This is a genomic window from Bradyrhizobium sp. USDA 4502, from assembly GCF_054063355.1.
Genome location: NZ_JBSSGF010000001.1, coordinates 3622903 through 3648633, shown reverse-complemented (window position 1 = coordinate 3648633; position 25731 = coordinate 3622903). Strand labels below are relative to the sequence as shown.

27 protein-coding genes are annotated in these 25731 nt (G+C 64.9%); 17 read left to right on the top strand and 10 right to left on the bottom strand.

Features of this window, described 5'->3' with window-relative positions; genetic code table 11:
* Positions 1 to 50 precede the first annotated feature (50 nt).
* The 4 genes from fliK to ACVW1B_RS16850 all read left to right on the top strand — a co-directional run bounded on the left by fliK (position 51) and on the right by ACVW1B_RS16850 (position 3583).
* On the top strand, positions 51 to 1634 hold the full coding sequence (gene fliK / locus ACVW1B_RS16865) for a flagellar hook-length control protein FliK (protein WP_253608230.1): 1584 nt from the start codon (positions 51 to 53) through the stop codon (positions 1632 to 1634).
* Positions 1631 to 1894: an EscU/YscU/HrcU family type III secretion system export apparatus switch protein gene (locus ACVW1B_RS16860; RefSeq protein WP_253608231.1), complete on the top strand. Its 264-nt coding sequence runs from the start codon at positions 1631 to 1633 to the stop codon at positions 1892 to 1894. The genes fliK and ACVW1B_RS16860 overlap by 4 nt, the downstream gene beginning before the upstream one ends.
* 133 nt (positions 1895 to 2027) lie before the next feature.
* Entirely contained in the window at positions 2028 to 2840 is an 813-nt protein-coding gene (gene blaOXA, locus ACVW1B_RS16855; RefSeq protein ID WP_253608232.1) for a class D beta-lactamase, read from the top strand.
* Between the two features lie 86 nt (positions 2841 to 2926).
* Positions 2927 to 3583: a carboxymuconolactone decarboxylase family protein gene (locus ACVW1B_RS16850; RefSeq protein WP_225646182.1), complete on the top strand. Its 657-nt coding sequence runs from the start codon at positions 2927 to 2929 to the stop codon at positions 3581 to 3583.
* 57 nt (positions 3584 to 3640) lie between these two features.
* Here the strand turns inward: ACVW1B_RS16850 and ACVW1B_RS16845 are convergent, their stop codons facing one another.
* On the bottom strand, positions 3641 to 4804 hold the full coding sequence (locus ACVW1B_RS16845; RefSeq protein WP_456821808.1) for an IS4 family transposase: 1164 nt from the start codon (positions 4802 to 4804) through the stop codon (positions 3641 to 3643).
* A 247-nt stretch (positions 4805 to 5051) separates the two neighbouring features.
* Positions 5052 to 6410: an aminotransferase-like domain-containing protein gene (locus ACVW1B_RS16840; protein WP_253609990.1), complete on the bottom strand. Its 1359-nt coding sequence runs from the start codon at positions 6408 to 6410 to the stop codon at positions 5052 to 5054.
* A 352-nt stretch (positions 6411 to 6762) separates the two neighbouring features.
* Between ACVW1B_RS16840 and ACVW1B_RS16835 the strand changes: the two genes are divergently transcribed.
* Entirely contained in the window at positions 6763 to 7626 is an 864-nt protein-coding gene (locus ACVW1B_RS16835; protein WP_253608233.1) for a DMT family transporter, read from the top strand.
* Positions 7627 to 7770: 144 nt separating this feature from the next.
* Here ACVW1B_RS16835 and ACVW1B_RS16830 read toward each other — a convergent pair whose 3' ends face one another.
* Positions 7771 to 8187 carry a DUF4260 domain-containing protein gene (locus tag ACVW1B_RS16830; protein WP_028335494.1) on the bottom strand — a complete coding sequence of 139 codons (417 nt, stop codon included), beginning with the start codon at positions 8185 to 8187 and terminating at the stop codon, positions 7771 to 7773.
* A gap of 160 nt (positions 8188 to 8347) precedes the next feature.
* Here ACVW1B_RS16830 and ACVW1B_RS16825 point away from each other — a divergent pair, with 160 nt between their 5' ends.
* The 3 genes from ACVW1B_RS16825 to ACVW1B_RS16815 all read left to right on the top strand — a co-directional run bounded on the left by ACVW1B_RS16825 (position 8348) and on the right by ACVW1B_RS16815 (position 11315).
* On the top strand, positions 8348 to 9880 hold the full coding sequence (locus ACVW1B_RS16825; RefSeq protein WP_253608234.1) for an acyl-CoA carboxylase subunit beta: 1533 nt from the start codon (positions 8348 to 8350) through the stop codon (positions 9878 to 9880).
* Between the two features lie 94 nt (positions 9881 to 9974).
* A complete protein-coding gene (locus ACVW1B_RS16820; RefSeq protein WP_092090159.1) occupies positions 9975 to 10322 on the top strand; it encodes a hypothetical protein in 348 nt (115 codons plus the stop codon).
* A gap of 213 nt (positions 10323 to 10535) precedes the next feature.
* Positions 10536 to 11315 (top strand): hypothetical protein, encoded by a 780-nt coding sequence (locus ACVW1B_RS16815; protein ID WP_253608235.1) that lies wholly within the window; start codon positions 10536 to 10538, stop codon positions 11313 to 11315.
* Positions 11316 to 11671: 356 nt separating this feature from the next.
* Here the strand turns inward: ACVW1B_RS16815 and ACVW1B_RS16810 are convergent, their stop codons facing one another.
* The 3 genes from ACVW1B_RS16810 to ACVW1B_RS16800 form a co-directional block, all read right to left on the bottom strand.
* A complete protein-coding gene (locus tag ACVW1B_RS16810; RefSeq protein ID WP_225642830.1) occupies positions 11672 to 12961 on the bottom strand; it encodes an IS4 family transposase in 1290 nt (429 codons plus the stop codon).
* Between the two features lie 238 nt (positions 12962 to 13199).
* Positions 13200 to 13550, bottom strand: coding sequence for a cupin domain-containing protein (locus ACVW1B_RS16805; protein ID WP_253608236.1), 351 nt, complete (start codon positions 13548 to 13550; stop codon positions 13200 to 13202).
* Positions 13551 to 13696: 146 nt separating this feature from the next.
* Positions 13697 to 14944 carry a glycerophosphodiester phosphodiesterase family protein gene (locus tag ACVW1B_RS16800; protein WP_253608237.1) on the bottom strand — a complete coding sequence of 416 codons (1248 nt, stop codon included), beginning with the start codon at positions 14942 to 14944 and terminating at the stop codon, positions 13697 to 13699.
* A 96-nt stretch (positions 14945 to 15040) separates the two neighbouring features.
* Here ACVW1B_RS16800 and ACVW1B_RS16795 point away from each other — a divergent pair, with 96 nt between their 5' ends.
* Together ACVW1B_RS16795 and ACVW1B_RS16790 are read left to right on the top strand one after the other, a co-directional pair.
* Positions 15041 to 15358 carry a hypothetical protein gene (locus ACVW1B_RS16795; RefSeq protein ID WP_253608238.1) on the top strand — a complete coding sequence of 106 codons (318 nt, stop codon included), beginning with the start codon at positions 15041 to 15043 and terminating at the stop codon, positions 15356 to 15358.
* Between the two features lie 134 nt (positions 15359 to 15492).
* Positions 15493 to 15789, top strand: coding sequence for a twin-arginine translocation signal domain-containing protein (locus ACVW1B_RS16790; RefSeq protein ID WP_253608239.1), 297 nt, complete (start codon positions 15493 to 15495; stop codon positions 15787 to 15789).
* A gap of 69 nt (positions 15790 to 15858) precedes the next feature.
* On the opposite strand, the gene ACVW1B_RS16785 is transcribed toward ACVW1B_RS16790, so the two are convergent.
* Positions 15859 to 16122 (bottom strand): GCG_CRPN prefix-to-repeats domain-containing protein, encoded by a 264-nt coding sequence (locus ACVW1B_RS16785; protein ID WP_028338226.1) that lies wholly within the window; start codon positions 16120 to 16122, stop codon positions 15859 to 15861.
* On the opposite strand from ACVW1B_RS16785, the gene ACVW1B_RS16780 reads away from it, so the two are divergent.
* Positions 16121 to 16246: a hypothetical protein gene (locus ACVW1B_RS16780; protein WP_256520351.1), complete on the top strand. Its 126-nt coding sequence runs from the start codon at positions 16121 to 16123 to the stop codon at positions 16244 to 16246. The genes ACVW1B_RS16785 and ACVW1B_RS16780 overlap by 2 nt on opposite strands.
* 179 nt (positions 16247 to 16425) lie before the next feature.
* On the opposite strand, the gene ACVW1B_RS16775 is transcribed toward ACVW1B_RS16780, so the two are convergent.
* On the bottom strand, positions 16426 to 17121 hold the full coding sequence (locus tag ACVW1B_RS16775; RefSeq protein WP_253608240.1) for an ArsR/SmtB family transcription factor: 696 nt from the start codon (positions 17119 to 17121) through the stop codon (positions 16426 to 16428).
* Between the two features lie 117 nt (positions 17122 to 17238).
* On the opposite strand from ACVW1B_RS16775, the gene ACVW1B_RS16770 reads away from it, so the two are divergent.
* The 3 genes from ACVW1B_RS16770 to ACVW1B_RS16760 are packed head-to-tail and all read left to right on the top strand — an operon-like array spanning position 17239 to position 18806.
* Positions 17239 to 17547, top strand: coding sequence for an NIPSNAP family protein (locus ACVW1B_RS16770; RefSeq protein ID WP_050384507.1), 309 nt, complete (start codon positions 17239 to 17241; stop codon positions 17545 to 17547).
* A 33-nt stretch (positions 17548 to 17580) separates the two neighbouring features.
* A complete protein-coding gene (locus ACVW1B_RS16765; protein WP_253608241.1) occupies positions 17581 to 17931 on the top strand; it encodes an antibiotic biosynthesis monooxygenase family protein in 351 nt (116 codons plus the stop codon).
* A 56-nt stretch (positions 17932 to 17987) separates the two neighbouring features.
* Positions 17988 to 18806 carry an isocitrate lyase/PEP mutase family protein gene (locus ACVW1B_RS16760; RefSeq protein ID WP_253608242.1) on the top strand — a complete coding sequence of 273 codons (819 nt, stop codon included), beginning with the start codon at positions 17988 to 17990 and terminating at the stop codon, positions 18804 to 18806.
* Between the two features lie 66 nt (positions 18807 to 18872).
* On the opposite strand, the gene ACVW1B_RS16755 is transcribed toward ACVW1B_RS16760, so the two are convergent.
* Positions 18873 to 19313, bottom strand: a complete 441-nt coding sequence (locus tag ACVW1B_RS16755; protein ID WP_229158975.1) for a hypothetical protein — start codon at positions 19311 to 19313, stop codon at positions 18873 to 18875.
* 144 nt (positions 19314 to 19457) lie between these two features.
* Between ACVW1B_RS16755 and ACVW1B_RS16750 the strand changes: the two genes are divergently transcribed.
* A complete protein-coding gene (locus ACVW1B_RS16750) occupies positions 19458 to 20099 on the top strand; it encodes a trimeric intracellular cation channel family protein (RefSeq protein ID WP_225646193.1) in 642 nt (213 codons plus the stop codon).
* A gap of 4 nt (positions 20100 to 20103) precedes the next feature.
* Here the strand turns inward: ACVW1B_RS16750 and ACVW1B_RS16745 are convergent, their stop codons facing one another.
* On the bottom strand, positions 20104 to 21330 hold the full coding sequence (locus ACVW1B_RS16745) for a cytochrome c (RefSeq protein ID WP_229158977.1): 1227 nt from the start codon (positions 21328 to 21330) through the stop codon (positions 20104 to 20106).
* A gap of 233 nt (positions 21331 to 21563) precedes the next feature.
* On the opposite strand from ACVW1B_RS16745, the gene ACVW1B_RS16740 reads away from it, so the two are divergent.
* Both ACVW1B_RS16740 and ACVW1B_RS16735 read left to right on the top strand, forming a co-directional pair.
* Positions 21564 to 25058, top strand: a complete 3495-nt coding sequence (locus tag ACVW1B_RS16740) for an indolepyruvate ferredoxin oxidoreductase family protein (RefSeq protein ID WP_253608243.1) — start codon at positions 21564 to 21566, stop codon at positions 25056 to 25058.
* A 3-nt stretch (positions 25059 to 25061) separates the two neighbouring features.
* Positions 25062 to 25565, top strand: coding sequence for a DUF4262 domain-containing protein (locus tag ACVW1B_RS16735; RefSeq protein ID WP_253608244.1), 504 nt, complete (start codon positions 25062 to 25064; stop codon positions 25563 to 25565).
* The last annotated feature ends 166 nt before the right edge of the window (positions 25566 to 25731 follow it).

Sequence of the window (25731 nt, the reverse complement as noted above, 5' to 3'; positions counted from 1 at the left end):
CGCCGGGCTAGCCTGCGGCACGTTCCTCGCGCAGGGCCGAGACCTCCGACATGGCACTCGCCATCAATCCCGTGCTGCCGGTGCTCGCCTCGAAGGAGGCGGACAGCGTTGCGCCGGACCTCACGCTTGAGGCCGGCAGCGTCGTCAATGCGCGGGTGCTGAAGGTGCTGTCCGCCGATCTGGTGCGGATCGCGATCGCGAGCCTGTCGATCGACGTCCAGACCGAAGTGCCGCTGCAGCAGGGCCAGAACCTGCAGCTCGCGGTGTCGCAGACCAATGACGGCATCCGCCTGCAGCTGGTCGGGCAGGGCCCTGACACCGGCGATGCCGTACGGCTGTCGCCGGCAGCGGCCAACACCATCGATGCCGCCCAGCCGATCGCCACGGCACCGAAGGCTGTATTGACGCCGCTGGAGCGCGTCACCATCACCGCGACGGCCCAGACCGCGGCTGCGGCGCAGGGCAGCCAGGCGCCGCTGTTTGCGAATCTCGCCGCGGTCGCCTCCGCCAATCTGCCGCCGAAGCTGCAAGCTGCGATCGCGCAGGTACTGGCGCAGCAGACCGGCCTCGACGACGGTCTGAGCGGTGATGCCGTGAAAGCCGGCTTCCAGAAATCCGGCCTGATGTTCGAGGCGACGCTCGCGGCGGGCATTGCACCCGCGAGCGGCAGCGCGCCCGATCTGAAGGCCGCGCTGATCGTGCTGCGCCAGGCGCTGACCTCGCTTGGCGCCGGTGATGCCGGCAGACCGGCGTCCACCACATCGCTCCAGCAACCGGCGCAGGCCAGCGCCGCCACGGCGCCGAGCCTCGTGCCATCCGGCACGCCAGACCTCGACGTTCAGGAGATCCTGCTGCCGCAGGCTCGCCTGCCGGTCGCCGAGGATGTCGGCCGCGGCACCACAGGGCTCGCAGGGGCGCTCGCCGATGCGCTCGATGCCGGCCCGTCCTCCGGCGGCGCGCTCAATCTCATTCAGGAAGCGCTGCACGAGCTCGGCAACCCCGCACGGCAGGGCGCTGTGCCGAGGGAGCTGCTGCCGGGCGAGGTGTCCGTACGCGGCAACACACCGCCACCGCCGTTTCACGGCGCGTTGCCGTCGGCGCAGGCCGTCGCCGGGCCGTCGATCGCGCCAAACACGCCGCTCGCGACCGCCGCGCATCGCCTGCTGGAAAACACCGACGCCGCGCTGGCGCGGCAGACGCTGCTGCAGGTCGCCTCGCTGCCGGACCGCGGCGACGGGTCGCGCCCGCAGCTCGACGCCATGCTGCCGCGCTGGAATTTCGAGATCCCGTTCCTGACCCCGCAGGGCACGGCGATGGCGCAGTTCGAGATTTCCCGCGATGGCGGCGGCAATGAGGTCGAAGCCGCCAAGCGGGTGTGGCGCGCGCGCTTCACGCTCGATGTCGAGCCGGCCGGCCCGGTGCACGCGTTGGTCTCGCTGAACGGCGAGCGCACCTCGGTGCGGATGTGGGCCGAGCGTCCCTCGACCGCCGCGCAACTGCGCGCCGGCGTCTCCGAGCTGAGCCAGGCGCTGACCAGGGCCGAGCTCGCGCCCGGCGATATCGAGATCCGCGACGGCACTCCGCCGCAACCTGCGCCCGCGCGCGCCGGCCATTTCCTGGACCGCGCATCGTGAGCGACGCCAACAACCAGCTCGCGGTCGCGCTGCATTACGACCACGCCGGCGCGCCCCGCGTGGTGGCAAAAGGCAAGGGCGCGATCGGCGCCAAGATCATCGAGGTTGCCAAGGCCAACGACATCCCGATCGAGGAGAACGAGGTGCTCGCCGGCGCGCTCTCCAATGTCGAGCTCGGCGACGAGATTCCGGCCGAGCTCTACAAGGCCGTCGCCGAGGTGCTGGTGTTCGTGCTGCGGATGTCGGGCCGGGCGCGCTAGCGGGCGCGTTTTCGAGCGAAGCGGGCACCGGTTCGCGTGAAGAAAACGCGACAGACAAGTGAGTCTTCTTGCCATCCTTTCACCACGATGGCATCCACCATCGTCGTCAACGCGAACCTGCCCAGGACTTGTCGTGATCCATCGCCGTCATGCGCTCGGTCTGCTTGCTGCCGCCACGATCCTGCCGTCGCGCAGCTTCGCCAACGTGTCCTATCAGCGCAGCGAGTTTCGCGAGGAGCTGCAAAAGCGCTTCTTCGAGCTCGGAACCGAGGGCACCTTCGTCGGCTACAAGGTCGAGGACTATCTGATCATCGCCAGCGACAAGGTCCGCTCGGGCGAGGGCAAATTGCCGGCCTCGACCTTCAAGATCGCGAACGCGCTGATTGCGCTCGATACCGGCGTGGTGCAGGACCCCGACAAGGACGTCTTCAAGTGGGACGGCACAACCCGCAGCATCGAGGCCTGGAACAAGGACCACACGCTGCGCTCCGCGCTCGCGGTGTCGGCGTTTCCGGTGTTCCAGGAGATCGCCCGCCGCATCGGCGAGGAGCGGATGAAGAAATATCTCGAGATCATCGACTACGGCAACCGCGACATCGGCGGCGGCATCGACCAGTTCTGGGTGACCGGCAATTTGCGGATCGATCCGGTGCAGCAGATCGATTTCCTCGACCGGCTGCGCCGCGGCGTGCTGCCGGTCGGCAAGCGCAGCCAGCAGCTGGTGTGCGACATTCTCCCGGTGACGAAAGTCGGCGAGACCGTCATCCGCGCCAAGACCGGCCTCACCGACAAGGAGCACGGCTCGCTCGGCTGGCTGGTCGGCTGGGCCGAGAAGGGCACCGACATCACCGTGTTCGCGATGAACATGGACTGCAAGACGCAGGCGCAGACCGACGCGCGGATGAGCGTCACGCAGCAATGCCTCACCGATATCGTCGCGCTGTGACGGGCTGACCTCCGCGCAAACGCTTTGCGTTTGTCGCGCGCGACGCCATGCTCTAGCATCCTCCGATAAATCAAAGCGGAGGAATCATGCATTCAGCAACAGTCTGGCTCTCGTCGCTCACGCTGGCCGCGGCCGGCGGCTGGCTTGCGGCAACGGTGTTTTCAGCGCCGGCCACCAGCAAGGAGCCGCGCTTCCCGCAGCTCACGATGGAGCAGCTCAGCGACCTGCAAAAACCGCTCGGCGAGCAGATCATGAAGGTGTCGAGCGTCGGCATCGGTGGTCCCTACAATCCGATGATCCGGAGCCCGGTGCTCGGCCAGCGCCTCTACGATCTGTTCTATTATCTGCGCTGGCAGACCTCGGTACCGACCAGGCTGAACGAGTTCGCGATCCTGATCATCGGCCGGCAGTGGCGCTCGCAGGTCGAGTGGTTCGCGCACGCGCCGCTCGCTGCCAAGGCCGGCCTGCCGCCCGACGTCATCGCCGAGCTCAAGGCCGGCAACCGGCCGTCGAAGATGGCCGACGACGAGGCGGTCGTGTACGACTTCGTCACCGAGCTCACCACGACCAAGAAGGTCTCCGACGAGACCTATGCGCGGGCCAGGAAGATTTTCAACGATCAGCAGATCGTCGACCTCACCGCGGTCGCCGGCAATTACGTGATGGTGGCGATGATCCTGGCGATGGCCGAAGAGACGGTGCCGCCGGGCAAGGAGGAGCCGTTCAAGGTGGGAGAGAAGTAGGGGCGGCGCGGACTCCGTTCACCTCGCCCCGCGTGCGGCAGGGGTGTCCGGGGAAATTCAGGCATAGCGGAGCTCCATCTGGTCAGGTGAGATGGTTGATTTCCGACGGCTGGGGTTGATGGGCGGAGGTTTGTCGATGGCAGCGAGGGATCGACGCGTGAGCAGGAGCTGGCCGACGAGTTCGGCGAACCTGAGCGGGAGCATTTTGATGCAGTTGGTGTGAGCGGCGATGCGCAGCAGCAGGTAGGCAATCATCGCAGCGAGCACCTGAAGGCGGATCGCGTTGTCGTTGGCGCCGAGGAACTTGCGAATATCGAGATGCTGCTTGATCCAGCGGAACAGCAGCTCGATTTGCCATCGGCTCTTGTAGAGGGCGGCGATCTCGACGGCGCTACGGACAAGGTCGTTGGTCAGGAGTGTGATCTTGCCGCCTTTCTCGCGTCTGATCTTGATGCGGCGGAGCGGGATTGGAAGGCGCGAATCGCCCTTGCTGGTGAGCTTCACCTCGTCATCGGCAAGGATTTCGAAGCCATCCCCGTTACGCTTGCGGATGGCGCGATGCCTGAGCGAGCGAAGACGGATGCTCGTCTTCGCCCGGGTAACGAAGAAAGCCTTGCTATCATTGATCTTCTGCCACCAGTCGAAACGGCAATAGCCCTTGTCAAACACATAGGTGGTGGCGGGCTGGATTGGGGTCTGTCGGCCGATCTCGATGTCATTGACGTTCGCGGCCGTCATCTCGACGCAGGTCGGGACATCGCTCCTTGGGTCGTAGACGACATGCCGCTTCATGCCGCGGATGCGGCCGTTCCACGTCGCCCAACTGCAGACCTTGCCGAGCGGGATCGGACTGGCGTCGATCAGACGCACCATCTCCATGCCTTCACTCCGCAGCTGGCGACGCGCCATCGCCGACAGCGCCGCAAAGGTTTGCGCGAAAATGCCGATCGGACGGCGGGCATTGGCATCGGACAACGTCGAGCGCGACAGCTTGCCGGTTCCCAAGTGATAGTGATGCTGCGAATTGGCGTTGAAGCCAGTCACCACCCCGCGCAGACTGCTGTTGCCGCTAAGCTGGGCATAGATCAGCGCCACCAGATGATCCCAGCTCCTGAACGACTTGTCGTAGGCATCCCCGTCCAGACGATCCACAACCGTCTGAAACTGCCGTCGATTGATCGGTTCAAGCAGCCTTCCAAAAATGCTACCGCGATATCGCATGCTCGGCCCTCTGTGTCTCGACAACCAGAAAAGACCGATTTGCCTCGGTCCTGCCGAGCATGCACCGCGACACAGTGAATCATTCCCCGGACACCCCTGCGCGTGCGGGGAGAGGTCGGAACGCATCGCAGATGCGTTCCGGGTGAGGGGACTCTCCTCAGGCACAGCTATCACCGTGCAAGAGGAAGCAGCCCCTCACCCCAACCCTCTCCCCGTAAGAACGGGGAGAGGGAGTAGGGCGCCGTCGCTATTGGCGCCCGATCGCCCGCTGCAAGGTCGACATCAGTTTCGGGTCGCGGCATTGCGCGACGTTGAAGCGCATGAAGGCGGCGGCCGTCTGCGAGGCGCTGAACACGTTGCCCGGCGCCAGCACGACATTGTCCGCGAGCGCCAGCCGCGCCACATCGGCGGAGTCGCACCCGTCGGGCAGATGGCACCACAGATAGAAGCCGCCGCGCGGCATCAGCCAGGGTGTAACGCCGATGCGCTGCAGTTTGTCGCCGACGTCGCGGCGGGCGCGGGCAAGGCGCCGGCGCAACTCCTCGACATGCTTGCGATAGAAACCGCTCGACAGCACGCCGGCGATGATCTCGGTGGCGACCGCGCTGGGGCCGCCGAAACCGGTCGCGACCTGGAGATCGACGAGATCCTCGATCCAGTCCGCTCGCGCCGCGATGAAGCCGGAGCGCACCGATGCCGACAGCGTCTTGGAGAAGCTGCCGATCCGGATCACGCGGCTCAGGCCATCGAGCGCGGCGAGCCGCGCCGAAGGCCCCGGCTCGAAGTCCGCAAAGATGTCGTCCTCGACGATGGTGAGATCGTAGGCTGTCGCAGCATTCAGCACGCGGTGCGCGGTCTGCGGCGACAGCGTCGCACCGGTCGGATTATGCAGCGCCGAGTTGGTGACATAGAGCCGCGGCCGCTCGGCGGCGAGTGTCGCCTCGAAGCTGGCGACATCGGGGCCCGATGCCGTGTAGGGCACGCTGACGATGCGAACCTGATGCGCGCGCAGCAGCGCCCGGAAATTGAAATAGCAGGGATCGTCGACCAGCACAGTGTCGCCCGGCCGCAGCAGGAAGCGGCAGACGAGATCAATCGCCTGCGTGCCGGACGCGGTCAGCAAGAGTTGCTCGGGCGGCACCTCGAGGCCCTCGTCGGCAAACCGCGCCATCAGGATCCGGCGCAGCGTGAGCGAGCCGCGCGTCGCGCCATAGTCGGAGAGCACGGCGTCGTCGGCCCGCGCGAGGCCGCGCAGCGCGCGCCGCAGCGCCTCGGTCGGCATCCACTCGGCGGGCAGCCAGCCGCAGCCGGGTTTGAGCGCGCCGGTCTCGGCATCGAGCGATTGCCGCGACACCCAGAACGGATCCACCGCGCGGTCGCGCTGCGGCTGGTCCTTTGCGAGCGCGAGCGGCGGCAGCGCCGCGGACGAGACATAGAAGCCGGAGCCGGGCCGGGCCCGGATCAGGCCCTCGGCGACGAGGCGGTCATAGGCCTCGACGACGGTGGAGGGCGAGACGCCCATGGTCGCGGCGAGGCCGCGGATCGAGGGCAGGCGGTCGTCGGCGACCAGCGCGCGGCTCGCCACCTTGGCGCGGATCGCGTTCATCACCTCGGTGGTCCGCATCGCCTTTGGCGCATCGGATTGCTGTTGCAAGTGTATGCCTACCTTTGCCCATACAGTTTTACGATATTGTACCGATCTGTAGCTGCCTTGGCGAGCCTCCGCCGGCTATGGTCGGTGCGAGGTCGGACTCGGCTTCACCTCGCCCCGCCTGCGGGGAGAGGTCGGAACGCATCGCCAGATGCGTTCCGGGTGAGGGGGAGTCTCCACGAGTTCGGCCGTTACCGAGTATGCGGAGCCGCCCCTCACCCTAACCCTCTAAGAGCGAGCTTCGCTCGTCTCGGCCCCGCAAGAGCGGGGTGAGGGGGCGCAGTTACGTTTTGGGAAGCAAAGTACGATGGACAAGGCTTCGATCGACGGCTGGGGCAGTGGCCTGCTCGGCGTGATTATCTTCAGCGGCTCGCTGCCGGCGACCCGCGTGGCCGTGGCAGGGTTCTCGCCGCTGTTCTTGACTTCGGCGCGGGCGGCGATCGCGGCGCTGCTCGGCGCCGCGCTGCTGGCGGTGCTGCGCCAGCCCTGGCCGCAGCGCAAGGATCTGGTGTCGCTGACCATCGTCGCACTCGGCGTCGTGATCGGCTTTCCGCTGCTCACCGCGCTCGCGCTCCAGCACATCACCTCGGCGCATTCGATCGTGTTCATCGGGCTGCTGCCGCTGTCGACCGCCGTGTTCGGCGTGCTGCGCGGCGGCGAGCGGCCGCAGCCGCTGTTCTGGCTGTTCTCCTGCATCGGCAGCGCGACGGTCGGCGCGTTCGCCTTGTCGAGCGACGGATCGGCGTCGCTGACCGGCGACCTCCTGATGGTCGCCGCCATCATCGTCTGCGGCCTCGGCTATGCCGAAGGCGCGGCGCTGTCGCGGCGGCTCGGCGGCTGGCAGGTGATCTCCTGGGCACTGGTGCTGTCGGCGCCGGTGGTGCTCTTGATGACGATCATGACGCTGCCGCCGAGCTGGCAGGGCATCGGTGCGCCGGCCTGGCTCGGGCTCGCTTATGTCTCGATCTTCAGCATGCTGGTCGGCTTCGTGTTCTGGTATCGCGGCCTTGCGATCGGCGGCATCGCCAGCGTCGGCCAATTGCAGCTGCTGCAACCGTTCTTCGGCCTCGCGCTGGCCGGCCTGTTGCTGCACGAGCAGGTGCCGTGGTCGATGATCGTGGCGACCATGCTCGTCGTCGTCTGCGTGGTGTTCGCGCGCCGCTTTGCTTGACGTCTGTCTCTCCTCACGGAGAGGAGCGCGGAACGCGCGTCTCGAACCATGAGGCCACAGGCGGGCCTGCATCCTTCGAGACGCCAGCAATCGACGCGCACGCTGTCAATTTGACCGGCCGTGCGTGACGTCAGGAAGCGGGTGCTAGGCGGGCTCCTGCGCTTTCCCGATCCGCCCGAGATGGGTGAAGCCAAAGCCTTTCGAATACTTCAGCCCGTAGCCGAGCGCGCGGTCGATCCCGATATGGGCGAGCCAGATCATCGCGATCGACAGCACCAGCGGCGCCGCGGCGGCAAAGCCCAGCGTCATCAGCGCGACCGGCGCCAGATAGCTGTGGGCGGCGTTGTAGACGATGGCGCCGACCCGCGGGCCGGCGAGATAGGCCGCGAAACTCAAATCCGGCACCAGGAACAGCAGGACATAGACCAGCCACGAGCCCTCCCATTGGGCATAGAGCACGGTCATGCCGAGGAACAGCACGAGGCCCTCCAGCCGGAGCAGGGTGCGCACCCCGCCGGTCGGTGCGCCGGTCTCGACCGTGGCCGTGCTCGTGTCGGTCATCGCCATCTCCCCAGATATCGGAAAATCCTACCGTTTTTGCGCCCGAACCCGTCCACAACCGCCTTTCCGGTTCCGAAATGGCCGTGCTAAGCCATTTCCGAACGAAGCGGACCTCGGCTCGCGCCGGGACGCGGACTGTAGCTAACACGGGCGGAAACAAATGAAAGATATCCTCGATACCCTCGAAGAGCGGCGCGCCGGCGCCAAGCTGGGCGGCGGCGAAAAGCGCATCGAGGCGCAGCACGCCCGCGGCAAGCTGACCGCCCGCGAGCGGATCGAGCTCCTGCTGGACAAGGGCTCGTTCGAGGAGTTCGACATGTTCGTCGAGCACCGCTCGATCGAATTCGGCATGGAGAAGACCAGGATCCCCGGCGACGGTGTCGTCACCGGTTGGGGCACGGTCAACGGCCGCAAGACGTTCGTCTTTGCCAAGGATTTTACGGTGTTCGGCGGCTCGCTTTCCGAAACCCACGCGCTGAAAATCACGAAACTTCAGGACATGGCGATGAAGGCGAGGGCGCCGATCATCGGTCTCTATGACGCCGGCGGCGCGCGTATCCAGGAGGGCGTCGCTGCTCTGGCGGGCTATTCCTACGTGTTCCGCCGCAACGTGCAGGCCTCGGGCGTGATCCCGCAGATCTCTGTCATCATGGGCCCCTGTGCCGGCGGCGACGTCTATTCGCCCGCGATGACCGACTTCATCTTCATGGTGAAGAACACCAGCTACATGTTCGTCACCGGCCCCGACGTGGTGAAGACCGTCACCAACGAGGTGGTGACCGCGGAAGAACTCGGCGGCGCCTCGGTGCACGCCACGCGCTCCTCGATCGCCGACGGCGCGTTCGAGAACGACGTCGACGCGCTGCTGCAGATGCGCCGCCTGATCGACTTCCTGCCCTCGAACAACACCGACGGCGTGCCGGAATGGCCGAGCTTCGACGATATCGGCCGGGTCGACATGTCGCTCGACACGCTGATCCCCGACAATCCGAACAAGCCCTACGACATGAAGGAATTGATCCTGAAGGTCGTCGACGAGGGCGACTTCTTCGAGATCTCGGAGACCTTTGCGAAAAACATCGTCACCGGCTTCGGCCGCATCGCCGGCCGCACCGTCGGCTTCGTCGCCAACCAGCCGATGGTGCTGGCGGGCGTGCTCGACAGCGACGCCTCACGCAAGGCCGCGCGCTTCGTCCGGTTCTGCGATGCCTTCAACATCCCGATCGTCACCTTCGTCGACGTGCCGGGCTTCCTGCCGGGCACCGCGCAGGAATATGGCGGCCTGATCAAGCACGGCGCAAAGCTGCTGTTCGCCTATTCGCAGTGCACGGTGCCGCTCGTCACCATCATCACCCGCAAGGCCTATGGCGGCGCCTTCGACGTCATGGCCTCGAAGGAAATCGGCGCCGACATGAACTACGCCTGGCCGACCGCCCAGATCGCCGTGATGGGCGCCAAGGGCGCGGTGGAGATCATCTTCCGCTCTGACATCGGCGACCCCGACAAGATCGCCGCGCGCACCAAGGAATACGAAGACCGCTTCCTGTCCCCCTTCATCGCCGCCGAACGCGGCTACATTGACGACGTCATCATGCCGCATTCGACCAGGCGGCGGATCGCGCGGGCACTGGCGATGCTGAAGGACAAGAAGGTCGAGATCCCCGCGAAGAAGCACGACAATCTGCCGTTGTGAGGAGAGCGTAGGGTGGGTTAGCGCAAGCGTGACCCGCCGCGTTCGCTCCGCACGATCCGTGGCGGGCCTGACCCGCCCGACAGGTCCGAACCTGATGACCGAAGACGAGCCGACCGACGAGATCTCCGAGATCGAGGCGCAGATCGAGGAGCTTGCCGAGAGCGCCGAGCGATCGCGGCGGATCATTCTCGGCTCGAAGATCGCGATCGCAGGCGGGTTCGGATTGTTACTCATTGCGCTGCTCGGCCTGTTCGGGGCCGGTCAGACCGCGGCACTCGGATCGATCGCGCTGGTGCTCGGCGGTATCGTGTCGCTCGGATCGAATGTCAGCACGTTGCGGCAGACCGAGGCTGCGATCAGCACCGCCGAGGCGCGGCGCGCGCGTTTGATCGGCAATATCGACCTGCGGCTGGTTCACGACGCGCCGCTGAAGCTGATGTGACGGAGTATCGATCTCTCCTAATTGTCGACGGGATCGCGCGCCCGTTTAGATGCCCTGCGAGCCTGGGCAGCGACGCCGGCCCTGCTTGTTCGATACAACGGGCCAATTGTTGCAGTTGTGCAACGGCTCGCTGAATAACCGGCTTCCCGTTCATGCCATATCTTTACTTAGGCTGCGTGGTTTGATCTGCTCAACCTGGGGTGGATATAATCAATGAATTTTCATCGTGGTTTGCTGATTTTGTCAGCCTGCATTTTCGCGTCGGCGTGCGCGTATCCGACCATCAATCGGGAGCGTGTCGTCGAAGTTAGGCACTTTGTAGAGATAGTCGAATGCGAATTGCGAGCAGTTCGCCGTTTCCTTCCAGCGGAGGTGAACCCGAAAATTCCGGACGTGTGGGACATTGGCTCGACGCTCGACTTGACGTTAGTCAGTCGGGTCGATGCTGACGGCAAGGTCTCCTGGGCTATTCCAGTCGACTATTCGCTGACGCCGAGCGTTGGCGGGCATGCTCAGGATACGATCACGGCGCACCTTGCGTTCTCGACGGACCTCGCAGCGGTCTTGTCGACGCCGCCGCCCGCTTGGTGCCAGCCCAAGGATATCGATCCATCGGGTACTGGGCTTGGTCTGGCCGCTTGGATTGAAACGGTGTTTACGGCGATTCCCAGAGACAGCAATGGCGGTCTTACTTATACAAAAATTCTGGAATTGCAGGCGAACGCAGGAGCGCGATTTGGCTGGGTGTTCGCTCCGATCAATTTGGATGTCGGCGCCTCTGTTCAAGGCACGAAAACCAACCAGCTCGTAGTAGGGCTGTCTCCTCATGTGGGTCCTCAAAAAGTAATCATTGTTGGTGACACAACGCACAAGGTCGGAGCCGCATCTCGAATAAGTTCATCGGCGACGCGTACTTTCAGTAATCCCAACTTGAACACTCTGCTGCAACGCCAAGCACCGGTCAGGTTACTTCCTGGCCAGACGCTGCGATAGGAATTAGATCGCGCGGCGCCCGAGACTTGATCCGCGCGACACAACTCGGTATCGCGACGTCTATCATCGGGGCGCACATTTATTGAACGATCCGCTGGCGCGGACCATGTTTTGATTTGGCCGGGGCGCAAATCAAATCCGGACGAATGCAAACTCGGACAAATCATGTCGCGAGAAAGCGGGCGCGCATATCCTCATGCTGTTTGATATGTGAATCGGCTTCTATCCTTGGGTCGTCCCGGCCAAGCGCAGCGCGACCCGGGACCCATAACCACAGCTCGATCTTGTTGCACGACGTTGGGGCCACAGCTTGCTTCAACAACGCAACGCGGTGGTTATGGGTCCCTGCTTCCGCACTAGGGCATGCACACATTTCTGAGGCTCCATCCGAGAGCGACGGCGCGGAAGTAATCGAGACCGTTTTTGAAGGTGATGGGGCCTGGTGGCTTGGAGGACGGATAGCCGTCCCATCCTCCAATGCGGCCGATAATCCAGGCCGCCCAGGCAAGACGATCGGACGGATGCGGGTTCTTCAGTCGTCTGTTCCTGGCTTCAAGCTGCTGATTGAGGGCGGTCAACGCATCGATCTCGCTGGGATTGAAGGCAACGTGAAGCGACTGCTGGCTCCCGTTGCGCGCTTGCAGGAGCTGGATGGTGATGATCGCGGCCTTGGCAGCGATGGCAACCAATTTGAGAAGCCGGCCGGCGGTGCCGATCTGGCTATCCTCGAGCTTGAAGCCCTGCGTCTTGAGGACGCGGAAGAACTGCTCGATGATCCAGCGCTGCTTGTACCAGGCGACGATGCGCCAGGCATCGTCTGAACTGGTGACCTCGTGAGAGGTGAGAAGACGCCAGTGCAACGGCTCGACGTTGGGATCGGCATTGATCTCGCGGACGTCAACGATGGCCAGATGCAGGCTTTTCGGCAAATGGCGCAGGAACTTGCTTTGCGGCCGGGCCAGCTCGATTGCGCCGAAGCGAAGTTCGAGGTCCATCGGACGTGCAGGCCGCCCCGCACGCGCAGGCAACTCGATGATGCGACGCTCTACCGCCGTCATGGCGTCGATCGCCGCATACAAACCCGTCGTGTCGGCCAGCTTGCGATCATGCATGCTGCGGGCGATCACGCGGTAGTCTTGCTCGGCTGCGCTGGCATAAAGAGCAAAGATGTCGCTCTCGCGGTCACCAAGCAGGGTCACCATTGCAGCACCGGTAAGCAGCGGCTTGGCCGCAAGGGCGGTGGCAATCCAGCGCTGCGATTCCTTGTCCGACAGGTCGCGGCTGTCATGCGAGACGCTCCGAGGGCCTTCACGCGTCCACACCTCGCCGCTCAAAAGTCCCAGGCAGGTGCCATTGTCCGCATCCACCGCCAGCATCGGGTGCAGCAGCACGCCGTGGTGATTGCCCTTGCCGATCTCCCCGAGCCCGCGCCGGCGTTGCGGCGTGGTGTTGAAGTGGATCTCGCTGGTGTCCTGGATCGCCAAAACATGGCGGCCTGTAACCGCCGCAGCCGTGCTTTCGCTCCAGCTTTCGATGATGCGCTCCTTCGTCACCTTGGAGTTACCGAGAAAGCGGTTGAACCGCACCTCCAGCGCGCGGTCTCCCTTGGAAAGCCGCCGAAGGCATACATCCTTGCCCGCGACCATGCGTCCGATGAGCGCCGCCCCCCTTTATCGAGACGACCATCCTCGAACCGGCCCAACGTCCAGTCAATCCGCGACAACATGCTGGCACCTCCGCCCAAGCCGAAGTGCCGTAATAGAAGTCACCGAGACCCCCGATTCTGGAATCCCCAATCTCTGACCCGAGTCAATCCGTCGCACCAGATGTGTGCATCCCCTAGTGCTTCCGCAGGGACGACGGCGGAGCAAGCGACGCGTGTCCTCAGCCTGCCGCCAGCGGCACGTAGTCGTATTCGCCGACGCCTTGCAGGATCAAAAAGGTCAGCGACGTCGTGCCGGCATTGGTGACGAGGTGAGGGCGGGTCGGGCGGACGGCGTAGACTTCGCCGACCTTCAGGTTCACTTCCTCCTTGGGCTCCTGCAGGAACAGCCGCATCTGGCCCTCCAGCACATAGAAGGTGTCGGAGATGTTGCTGTGGGTGTGCCACGGCACCTTCTGGGTCGGCGAGAGTTGCAGCTCCATGATGCGGAAGCCGGGTCGGGCGGCGTGCTGGGCGCGGCGCTCGACTTCGTAGAGATGGCTGGCGTCCTTGACCGGTTGTCCTGGCTTCATGGCGGCCTCCCTGTGGTGTTGTCCCGTCGGGCGGGAAGGCGATGATGCTAGTCCTGTTCTGCCGCGCGCGGAACGGCCGGAATGGTTATGGCGGGCGCGCACGGTGCGTAGGGCGGGACAGCCGTAACGCGCCGCCCGGCAAGACCTCACTTCATCCCCATGCAGTTCGCATAGAATGTGGTCGTCGCCGGCCAGTCGGAGAACATCGCGCGGACGCCGACCTGTCTTGCCAGCACGTCGAGCACGGTCAGCGTGTCGCCGTCGCGGTCGATCGCAGCCTTCACCGACTTGTGGTAGAACGCACCGCCTCGGTTGAGCGGCCCGTCGCGCTCCAGCGACCAGCCGATCAGATCGAGGCCGGCGGCCTTTGCCGCCCTGGCGTAAGCCGACGGGACGATCTCGCCCTTGTCGTTCAGCGCCAGCATCGCGAAGATCGGCGGCCCCAGGATCGCGACGCCGGAGGCCTTCAATTCCTGCATCGACGGCTTCCAGGTCTCCGGCCGGTTCGGATCGAGGCCTGCTTTCTCGTAGCGGTCCTCGAGATAGAGCGCCTGGCCGGCAAAGTCGGGTTCGGTCTTCACCCAATAGAGGATGTCCTTGAGGCTGAAGCTCTGCGGGAACACGTCGCTCGGCGGAATGCCGGCGGCCTTGTAGGCGGCGAGCATCTGGCTCGCATATGTTTCCTGGGTGTAGTCGCCGTCGAACGGCATCGCCACCTCCGGCGCCTTCAGCTCGGGCGTGAATTTTGCGCCGAGACTTTTGATCAAGGCGATGCTCTCGTCATGGCTCATCAGCGTGCCGGAATTGGCGTAGAGGTCGGTGCGCCAGCGCGGCGTGCCGTTCTGGTACCCCTCGGGCGTCCTCGCATCCGGATTGAAGCCGTCCATTTTCGCGGTGAGCCGCTTGAATTCGGCGAGCGTGATGTCGCTGGTGCAGCATTTCGCCGAGGCCTTCCTGCCGGCGGCCGGATCGGCCGGGCTGAAGGGTTGCGTGCATTTTGCGGCGAGATCCGGCACCGTCAGGATGTTGGTCGTGGTGTGCAGGTCGCATTGCGAGTGCCGGCACACCAGCTGGCGATCCCGCGTGAAGGTGACGTCGCATTCGATCACGCCGGCGCCCATCCGCGCGGCGGCGAGATAGGATTCCCGGCTATGCTCGGGGAATTGCAGCGCGGCGCCGCGGTGGCCGATCGAAAAGTCGGTCTTGTGGAACGGCCCGGTGCATTGGCTGAGCTGCTGCTTCAGGGGCCCGTCCTTCATCCTGTCGACCAGATAGAACGGGCGCGGCCCGAGCTGTGCGTCGCGCGGTAGCGCGATCTCCCCGGCGGCAGCCGGCAGCGCGGCGCCGAGGGCGAGCAGGAACGAGAGCAGCGCGGTGCGGTGACGGGCAAGCATGGGTGATCCCGCTGATTGGGCATTGTCAGCAGGCCGACATATCACGGAGCATGTGCCGGCCGCCTGTGCGAAATGAAACCATGGAGAGGAAAACCAATGCCGGCAGCCTATTTCGTCGTCCGCGCCACCGTCACGGACGCCGCCCGGCGTGCCGCCTTCGACGCCTGGTATTCGCGCGCGCATCTGCCGGACGCGATGAAATCGTTCGGCGCCGAGCGCGCCTGGCGATGCTGGAGCCTGAGCGATCCCTCGCTGCACCAGGCGACCAGTCAGTTCGCCGACGAGAAGGCGCTCGAGCGCGCGGTGAGCAGTGAGGACATGAAGCGGCTGGTCGCCGACTTCAACCGTGACTGGCCGGAGGTGACGCGCACGCGCGATCTCCTGGTGCTGGCGGAGGAGGCGACGGCGGCATGATGGTTGCGTGACGTCACGACGTCGACAACCCTCGAGTTCCATGAAACGTGAACGCGCGGTTCAGCGAGCGTTCAGCTCGCGAGGCAAAAACTCGCTGCTGCAGTTGGTCCAACTCAGCAACAAAGGGAACGCTCATGGAACGCCGGGATTTTCTGAAGATGGCCTTCGGTGTCGCCGCCGGAGCCGTCACCTTCGCAGCGCCGGCGCAGGCGGCGCCGCTCGCGCCGCTTCCTCTCAACCAGGATGCACGCGCGCCGGCGGCTGGCGACGCGCATCCGGCCGTCACCACGGGTGACGAGGTCGGCCGCATGAAGCCCGAGGAGGTACGCTGGCATCATCGCCATTGGGGTTGGCGTCACCGGCACTGGCACCGCAGGCATTGGGGCTGGCGTCGCCACCATTGGCGCCGTCATCACTGGCGCCGCTGGTGATGTCGACTCCATGACGAAAAGAAAAACCCCGCGCCAGGCGGGGTTTTGTTAGTTCGGAATCTGCCGCGATCAGATCGGGCGGCAACGGCCGTAGCGCCAGACAAAGCCGTACGGGCAGGCGCGGACACGCGGCGCCACCACGACGGGGCGCTCGACCACGACCGGCGGGCGCACGACAACGGCCCCCGGCGCGACGACGACGCCGCGATTCCTGACGCAGCCGCCATAGGGGCCACGGTGCCAGCCGGGGCCGCAGCCACCGGCCGCATCAGCGGCGCTGATGCCGGCGAATGCGGTCGTCACCAGAACTGCTGCAGCAAAAAGATACTTCATGTCTTCTCCTTTTTTATTTTGGGCCGCGCTGCGGCACCGCAACAAACTTTCGTCTACCGATTCGCCCGGCCGGATCATTGCAGAAGGCGTGCCCGATGTCGCCGACCATAATGTTGCGGCCTGAATGCGACATGAATGTTGCAGCTCACAGCTGCGTCAGCACGCCGCAAGCCGGCTCAGCATCACTTCGAAATATTTCGCGGACGCGGGCAGCCGCGCGCTCATGGCGAGCGTACGAAAATACATCGGAAGGCGAGGCAAGCGAGACCGGCGGTTCATCGACGCTTGCCCGAAGGCGCGCCGCTATTGGTCCGGGCCGAACAGCGCAGCGAATCGCTTCTCGCCGTTGCGCGAAAAATTGACCACGCGGCTGCCCGGCGCAGGGTCGCGTGCGGCCCATTTCAGTTCGGTGAAGCGGTCCATCATGGCAGCACCGAGCGTGCCGGCGAGATGATGCCGTCGCTCGCTCCAGTCGAGGCAGGCCTTGCACACCGGCCGGCGCGGATGCGTCAGCGCATCGGCGTCGATCTGCAGCTCCTCGGCCATGAAGCGCTTGCCTTCGCCGGTGAGCTCGATCGCTTGCTTGCTCTGGCGGACCAGCTTCTGCCGCTTCATGCTGTCGAGCATCTGCACGCCGAGATCGCCGGCGAGATGGTCGTAGCAGATGCGGGCGCGGCGCAGCGCCGGATCCTTCGGCCCGGTGCGCACCCGCATATGGCCGGCGCGAGCGGCAATGCCCTGCAGGCCTTCCAGCACGTCGGCGACGTCGGGGTCGGAGAGGCGGTAGTAGCGGTGGCGGCCCTGCTTCTCGGGCTCGATCAGCCCGCCGACCTCGAGCTTGGAGAGATGCGAGCTCGCCGTCTGCGGCGTGATGCCGGCCTCCTGCGCCAGCTCGCTCGCGGTCAGCGCGCGGCCGGTCATCAGCGCGGTCAGCATGTTGCAGCGTGCGGGATCGCCGACCAGAGCGGCGATCCGGGAGATATCGGGTCCTGCTTTCATAGTTCGATGATAGACGAAGCATCGAGGTCGGACAAGCCGCTATTGTTCACCGTGCCGTCATTGCGAGGATTGCTTCGCTGACGCTCGCAACAACGGAAACATGACCGGAGGCCATCAATGACCGTCACCGTTTTCATCCGCTACCAGCTCGATCCATTCAAGCGCGCGATGTTCGAGGAGTATTCGAGAAACTGGCTCTCGATCATCCCGCGCTGCGGCGGCGACCTCATCGGCTACTGGATGCCGCATGAGGGAACCAACAACATCGCCTTCGCGCTGATCTCGTTCGACAGCCTTGCCGCCTATGAGGCCTATCGCGCACGGCTGCGCCAGGACAAGGAGGGCGTGGCGAACTTCAACTTCGCGGAAGAAAACCGCTTCATCCTCGCCGAGGAACGGACATTTCTCCGCAAGGTCGAGGTATAGTAGGGCCACAACAGCAATGTGCGGGAGGCGCCCATGATCGCAGTGATCTTCGAAGTCTGGCCCAAGCCTGAGCAACGGGATCTCTATTTCGACCTCGCCGCCGAGCTGAAGCCGATCCTGCAGGAGATCGACGGCTTCATCTCGGTCGAGCGGTTCGAGAGCATTACCGAGAAGGGCAAGTTCGTGTCGCTGTCATTCTTTCGCGACGAGGCTGCGGTGGACGCCTGGCGCAACACGATCGAACATCGCCGGACCCAGGCCAAGGGCCGCGCGCGGATTTTCGAGAACTACCGGCTGCGGGTGGCAAGCGTGATCCGTGATTACGGCCTGAACGAACGCGATCAGGCGCCGAAGGACAGCCGCGCGGCGCATGAGCCGCACTAGCGAGCGGATGCGTGGGTGCCTATCTGTGCGCGGCCAATGACTCTAGGGAGCGACCAATGCCACTGCCAACTGCTGACAAACGCGCCGCCTTCAGGAAGCTGCATGAGAGCGGCTGCTTCATCATTCCGAATCCGTTCGATGTCGGCAGCGCCCGCGCCTTGCAGCATCTCGGCTTCAAGGCGCTGGCGTCGACCAGCGCGGGCTTTGCATGGACCATCGCCAAGGCCGACAACCGCGTCACCGTCGATGACGTCTGCGACCACCTGACCGCACTGTGCGCGGCGGTCGATATTCCCGTCAATGCGGATTTCGAGGGCGGCTTCGCGGTCGAGCCCGACAGGGTTGCCGCCAATGTCGCGCGCGGCGTCAAGACCGGCGTCGCCGGGCTTTCCATTGAGGATTCCACCGGAGACGCCGCCAACCCGCTGTTCGAGCACAAGCTTGCGGTGGAGCGCATCAAGGCGGCGCGCAAGGCCATCGATGCCGACAACAGCGGTGTGTTGCTCACCGGCCGCTGTGAGGCATTCCTGTGGGGCAAGAAGGACCTCAATCTGGTGATCGAACGGCTGCAGGCCTATTCGGAAGCAGGAGCGGACGTCCTTTATTCGCCGGGCATCGCGACCAAGGAGGAGATTTCCGCGGTTGTGAAGGCGGTGGCGCCAAAGCCGGTCAATCTGTTGATCGGCGGCGCGTCGGAGCTGACGCTGCAATCGGTCGCCGATCTCGGCGTGCGCCGGATCAGCGTCGGCGGAGCGCTTGCTCGGATGGCCTGGACCGGCGTGATGAAGGCGGCCAAGGAGATGGCCGAGAAGGGCACCTTCACGGAATTCGCCAACGGCTATCCCGGCGGCGAGCTCAACAAGATGTTCAAGTAGACTCACACGCAAAAAAGCAGCGGGCCGCCGGGGCCCGCTGCTTCGTCGCTCACGATAGCGAGCGGATTACTTGTTCTTGTCGCCGGTCGAGTCGGACGGCGCCGCCGAGCGGTCGATGTCCTGTCCGGTCGGCTTGTTGGCCGACGGAGAGGCCGGCTGCGCAGGTGCCGCGCCCGTGGTCGTGCCGGGCTGGCTGTTCGGCTTCGGCGTCACGTCGCGCATGCCCGGAGGCGGCGCGGCCGGATTGGCCGGCTGCTGCTGCGCGGTCTGCGCTGACGGCGTGGTACCCGCCTCATGCACCGAGGTATTGTTCAAGCCGTAGAACAACGCACCGAGCACCACGGCCACCGCGACTGCGAACATCGCGATCTTGGTGGTGCTGGCCGGTCCCTCCTGGAGTTCCGGGTCCGGCTGCAGCTCGTTGTCCAGGCTGTTGAAGCGCGCCTGACGGCGCATTTCGTCCTCGGTCAGGTTGGCGCGATACGGATCGTCAGGTTGATGGGTCATTGCAAAGTTCCTCCGTTAGCACCTGAAAGCTAAACGCAGAGGACAATGGCTGGCGCGCGAGGATGTTCCGCGCCAATGTTGCAACCTGTTCATGCAGGAACCGCCGATTCCTCGGGTTCCAACCTGTTTCATGAGGCCTTTTCAATGTGGACCATGCCGCCCACCGATTCGGTGCTGCACTTGCTCTCGTTCATTGCGGTTGCGGCGCAGTCGATGACGGCGGCGCTGGCGGCAGGCAGGCGCAGCATGGACTGGGCCGGCGTCTGCATGCTCGGCGCGATCACCGCGCTCGGCGGCGGCACCATCCGCGACGTGCTGCTCGGACATTATCCGCTGCTCTGGGTCGCGCACCCGATCTACCTTGCGGTCGCCGCGGCGGGCGCCTTCGCCACCATCCTCCTGGCGCGGCTGGTGCACCGGCTCAACCTCGCATTCCTGGTGCTCGATGCGATCGGACTTGTGGTGTTCACCATGGCCGGTTGCGACGTGGCCTCGCAAATCGACGTCCCGCTGCCGATCGTGATCGTCGCCGGCATGATCACCGGCTGCGCCGGCGGCGTGCTGCGCGACATCCTCTGCAACGAGGTGCCGCTGTTGTTTCGCAGCGAGCTCTACGCCAGCGTCTCCGTGGTGACCGGACTGTTTTATGTGACCGGCTCCGGGCTGCAGGTGAACGCCCAGCTCTGGACCGCGCTGACCTTCGCACTCGGGCTGACGTTCCGCATGCTCGCGATCCGCTACCGATGGGAGATGCCGAAATTCGTGTTCAGCGACGAGGAGCGCTGAACGGCTATTTCGCCGTCCGCGCCTTGGCGACCTCGTCCGCGGTGACGGCCGGCGCCGCGTTGCCCCAGGCATTGCGGATGTAGGTCGCAACGTCCGCGACCTCCTGGTCGGTGAGCTTGGGATAGGCCGGCATCGAGCCGCCGTTCGGGGCGCGCAGCGTGGTCACGGTCTGTGCGCCGTCGAGGATGATGCGCAGCGTGCTTGCCGGATTGGCCGATTGCAGATTGGCGTTGCCGGGCAGCGGCGGATAGATCCGCGGCGCGCCGGAGCCGTCGAGCTCATGGCAGGCGATGCAGGCCCCGCGGTAGATGCGTTCGCCATTGCTCATCTGCGCCGGCGAGGGCGGGGTGACCTCCGGCTCCGGCGCGCCGGCGGGCAGGTCCTTCAGATAGACCGCAATGGCGCGCACGTCGGCGTCGCTCATCTTCGAGGTCGAATTGAGCACCACCTCGGACATCAGGGGGCCGGCATGGCTGTGCACGTTGCGGCCGCTCTGCAGATATTCGGCGATGTCAGCGACGCTCCATGATTTCAGCCCGCTGCGCGCTGCGCCATCGAGCCTTGGCGCGAACATGCCTTGCACCGTGCTGCCACTGAGCGCCTGGTCACGCCTGTCGGCGCCGAAGGCGTTCTTGGGCGTGTGGCAGGCGCCGCAATGGGCGAGGGCCTCGACGAGATAGCGTCCGCGATTCCATTCCGTACCCTTGCCCTGGTCCGGCTGGATGATGCCCGGCGTGAAGAACAGTGCGTTCCACGCCCGCATCAGCACGCGGTAGTTCAATGGCCAGCACAGCTCCGGCGGCGGCGCCTTGTTGCTGACCGGCGCCAGCGTCGCGAGATAGGCACGGATCGCCAGGATGTCGTCGCGGATCAGCTTCGTGAAATAGGGGTAGGGGAAGGCGGGATAATAATGCGCGCCGCTCGGCGCGACGCCGATCCGCAGCGCGCGCAGGAAATCGTCGTCGCTCCAGCCGCCGATGCCGGTATCGCGGTCGGGGGTGAGGTTCGGCGAGAACACCGCACCGAACGGCGTGTCGATCCGCTTCCCCCCGGCAAAAGGCTTTGCCGGATCGGCCGTGTGGCAGCTGGCGCAGTCGCCGGCGATCGTGAGCGCCTTGCCGCGGGCGATGACGTCGTCGGTCGGCGCGGCGGCACATTCGCGGGTCGCGAGCGCGCCGCACAACAGCGCTGCAACCAGAATCGCACCCGTCGTTCGAAATCGTCGCCGCATCCGATCACCTTCCGGTCCACAAGACGCGTCACGCCATTTCGCCACGGGCCTGTCCTGCGACAGAAACCGAAACGGCCCTGCAATATTCCCGGCACGAAATTGCGATTTTTGAGCGATGGGCCTGGTCGCCCAGAATTGTGCTGCGCGGGCCGGAAAATCCGACATAGACTGGTTCTAACAAGCTCGGATGACTAGCTAAAAGCAGTCGTCGCGACCAGCGAAAAGAGGGCTAAATGGGAATCAACCAAGGGCCTATCAGCCTCGACCAGAAATACACCCAGGACACCGGCCACGTTTTCATGACCGGCATCCAGGCGCTGGTCCGCCTGCCGATGGCGCAGATCAGGCGCGACCGCGCCGCGGGCCTCAACACGGCAGGCTTCATCTCCGGCTATCGCGGTTCCCCCCTCGGCGGCTACGACCAGCAGCTGTTCGCCGCCCGCAAGCATCTCGAGCAGTACAACATTAAATTCCAGCCCGGCGTGAACGAGGACCTCGCGGCCACCGCGATCTGGGGCTCGCAGCAGCTCGCCCTGTCGCCGGGCGCCAAATATGATGGCGCGGTCGGCATTTGGTACGGCAAGGGCCCCGGCGTCGACCGCTGCGGCGACGTGTTCCGCCACGGCAATGCGGCCGGCTCCGCCAAGCATGGCGGCGTGCTCTGCCTTGCCGGCGATGACCATGGCGCGAAATCCTCCACCGTCCCGCATCAGTCCGACCACGCCTTCATCTCCGCGCTGATGCCCTACCTCTACCCCTCCAGCATCCATGAAATGATCGAGATGGGCCTCCTGGGTATCGCGATGTCGCGCTACTCCGGCTGCTGGGTCGGCATGAAGGTGATCACCGAGACGGTCGAGACGACCGCCGAGATCGACCTCACCGACGAGATGACGCCGTTCATCATTCCGACCGATTTCGAATTGCCGCCGGGCGGCCTCAACATCCGCTGGCCCGACGACCGCTTCGAGCAGGACCGGCGGTTGCAGGACTACAAGGGCTTTGCCGCGATCGCCTTCGCCCGCGCCAACAAGGTCAACCGCGTCACGATGGATTCGCCGAACGCGCGCTACGGCATCATGGCCTCGGGCAAGAGCTACGAGGACATCCGCCAGGCGTTGCGCGAGCTCGGCATCACGCCCGAGATCGCCGCCAAGATCGGCATCCGCCTCTACAAGATCGGCATGCCCTGGCCGCTGGAGCCGGAAGGCGTGCGCAACTTCGCGGTCGGCCTCGAGGAGATCTTCATTGTCGAGGAACGCCGCGAGATCGTCGAGAACCAGGTCAAGCAGGAGCTGTTCAACTGGCGCGACGACGTGCGTCCGCGCATCGTCGGCAAGATGGACGATCACGACAAGCGCTTCCTGACCTTCGCCGCCGAGCTCAGCGTGGCCTCGCTTGCGAGCTCGCTCACCGAACGGCTGCTTCGACTTAATCTCAATCCTGAAATCGCCGAGATGCTGCGCGCCAAGGCCGACTGGTTCAACGGCCGTCAGTCGACGCAGATGCAGGCGACCGCGCCTGTCAGCCGCACGCCGTATTTCTGCTCGGGCTGCCCGCACAACACCTCGACCAAGGTGCCGGAAGGCAGCCGCGCGCTGGCAGGCATCGGCTGCCACTTCATGGCACTGTGGATGAACCGGTCAACCGAGACCTTCACCCATATGGGCGGCGAGGGCGTGCCGTGGGTCGGCATCGCGCCGTTCACCAACGAGAACCACATCTTCGCCAATCTCGGCGACGGCACCTATTTCCACTCCGGCATTCTCGCGATCCGCCAGTCGATCGCTTCCAAGGCCAACATCACCTACAAGATCCTGTACAACGACGCGGTCGCCATGACCGGCGGCCAGCGCCACGACGGCGATCTCTCGCCGCAGCAGATCACCTTCCAGCTCCATGCCGAAGGCATCCGCGAGATCTATCTGGTCTCGGAGAATCCGGACGCCTATCCGGCCGATACGATCGCGCCCGGCGTCAAGCTGTATCACCGCGACGAGCTCGAGAACGTCCAGAAGATGTGCCGCGACACCAAGGGCACGTCGGCGATCGTGTTCGTGCAGACCTGCGCCGCCGAAAAGCGCCGTCGCCGCAAGCGCGGCCTGATGGAGGATCCGCGGCGCCGCGTGCTGATCAATCCCGCGGTCTGCGAAGGCTGCGGCGACTGCTCGGTGCAGTCGAACTGCATCTCGGTCGAGCCGCTGGAGACGGAGCTCGGGCGCAAGCGCACCATCAACCAGTCGACCTGCAACAAGGACTATTCCTGCCTGAAGGGTTTTTGCCCGTCCTTCGTCACGGTCGACGGCGGCAAGCTCAGGCGGCGCGCGCCGCCCGAGCTCGGCAGCATCGATAATCTGCCCGAGCCGGCCTCCAAGCCCGCGCTCGACCGGCCCTACAACATCGCGGTCGGCGGCGTCGGCGGCACCGGCGTGCTGACGATCGGCGCGCTGCTCGGCATGGCGGCCCATATCGAGGGCAAGGCCTCGATGATCCTCGACATGTCAGGTCTCGCGCAAAAGGGCGGCGCGGTGCTGAGCCACGTCCGGCTCTCCGAGCACACCGCCGACGTGACCTGCTCGCGCATCGTGACCGGAACGGCCGATCTGGTGCTTGCGGCCGACGAGGTCGTGGCGGCGTCGAAGGACACCATCACGCTGTGCGATGCGAGCCGCACCGTCGGCATCATCAACAGCCACGTGATCCCGACCGCGGACTTCATCCTGAACCGCGACTTCAACTTCCAGAGCCGCAAGGTCAACACCGTGCTGGAGACCGAGCTGCGCAAGGACTCCGCCTTCTTCGACTTCACCAAGCCGGCCGAGGCGCTGCTCGGTGACTCCATCGCCACCAACATCATGATGATGGGCTTTGCCTATCAGCGCGGGTTGCTGCCGCTGTCGGCGGAGGCGATTCTGCAGGCGATCGAGGTTAACGGCGTCTCGATCAAGATGAACACGCAGGCGTTCCAGCTCGGTCGCCTGGCCGCGGCCGATCCGGCGCGCCTCGCCGCGATGATGAAGGGGCAGGATGACGACGTAGCCCCGGTCAAGTCGCTGGATGCGATGTCGCTCGACGAGATCATTACTCACCGTATCGCGCTTCTGACGGACTATCAGAGCGCGCGTTTGGCAAAACGCTACCGCAAGCTGGTCGACCAGGTGCGCGATGCCGCCACCAAGGGCGGCTATGGCGAGGCGCTGCCGCGCGCGGTCGCGATCAACTACGCAAAGCTGCTCGCCTACAAGGACGAGTATGAGGTGGCGCGCCTGTTCACCGACGGCCGCTTCGAGAAGCAGCTGCGCGATCAGTTCGAGGGCGAGTTCAAGTTCAACTTCAATCTGGCGCCGCCGATCCTCGGCGGCGGCCTCGACGCGCAGGGCCGGCCGAAGAAGCGCGCCTTCGGTTCGTGGATGATGTCGGCCTTCAGGGTGCTGGCAAGATTCCGCTTCCTGCGCGGCACGCCGCTCGACATCTTCGGCTACAACGCCGACCGCAAGCTGGAGCGCGATCTGATCGCGGGCTACGAGAAGGATGTCGCGACCGTGCTGAACCTGCTGTCGCCACTCAACCACGATATTGCGGTCGAATTGCTGGCGCTGCCCGATCGCATCCGCGGCTACGGTCCGGTGAAGGACATGGCGATCAAGGAAGCGAAGGTTCGCTACGCGCAACTCGCCGCCGACCTCGCCAACCCGCCGCCCGCGCCGCGGCAGATGGCGGCGGAGTAGGGGGTGTTCACAGCGCTCGATGCTGCTCCGGAGCGGCTCGACAAACACGAGCAGAACTTCGTCGAGCGGATCCGACGACATGGTTGGTTCGGTACGCATGTCGCATCGGACGACGTAGGCCCGGGCTTCTCGTACACCACCGGATTTTGGCTGAAATTCAAGCTTCCGGAATTGATCCTGTTCTCAATGTCGATGGAGAACGCCCAGGATACATTCTGGCACATCTATCGCGAACTCGAGGCTGGACGACGGTTTCCCGTTGGCGAGCTAACGGAAGAGATATTCGAGAATGCCTCCGCGGTGCTGCTCCCGGTCGCTGTCGAGCATTATCGATCCCATCTCGGGTGGAGCAGATGGTTTTACGGAAACGACAACTTTGAATGCCACCAGATCATATTCCCGGATCGAGGCGGAGAGTTTCCGTGGGCGCCGGGGTCATCGGACGAGTTTAGGTCGGCGCAGCCGGACTTGACCGCTGGCAATCGGTCCGGGCTGCGCGATCGATAGCGTGCCACAAATTCGGTGTCGTCCCGGCGAAGGCCGGGACCCATAACCACCGTCGTTCGCTGTTGCGCGACGATGGGGCCACAGCGCACTCTCACCACACAATCCTGTGGTTATGGGTCCCGGCCTTCGCCGGGACGACAACTGTGTTTTTGGCGCGCGCACTGTG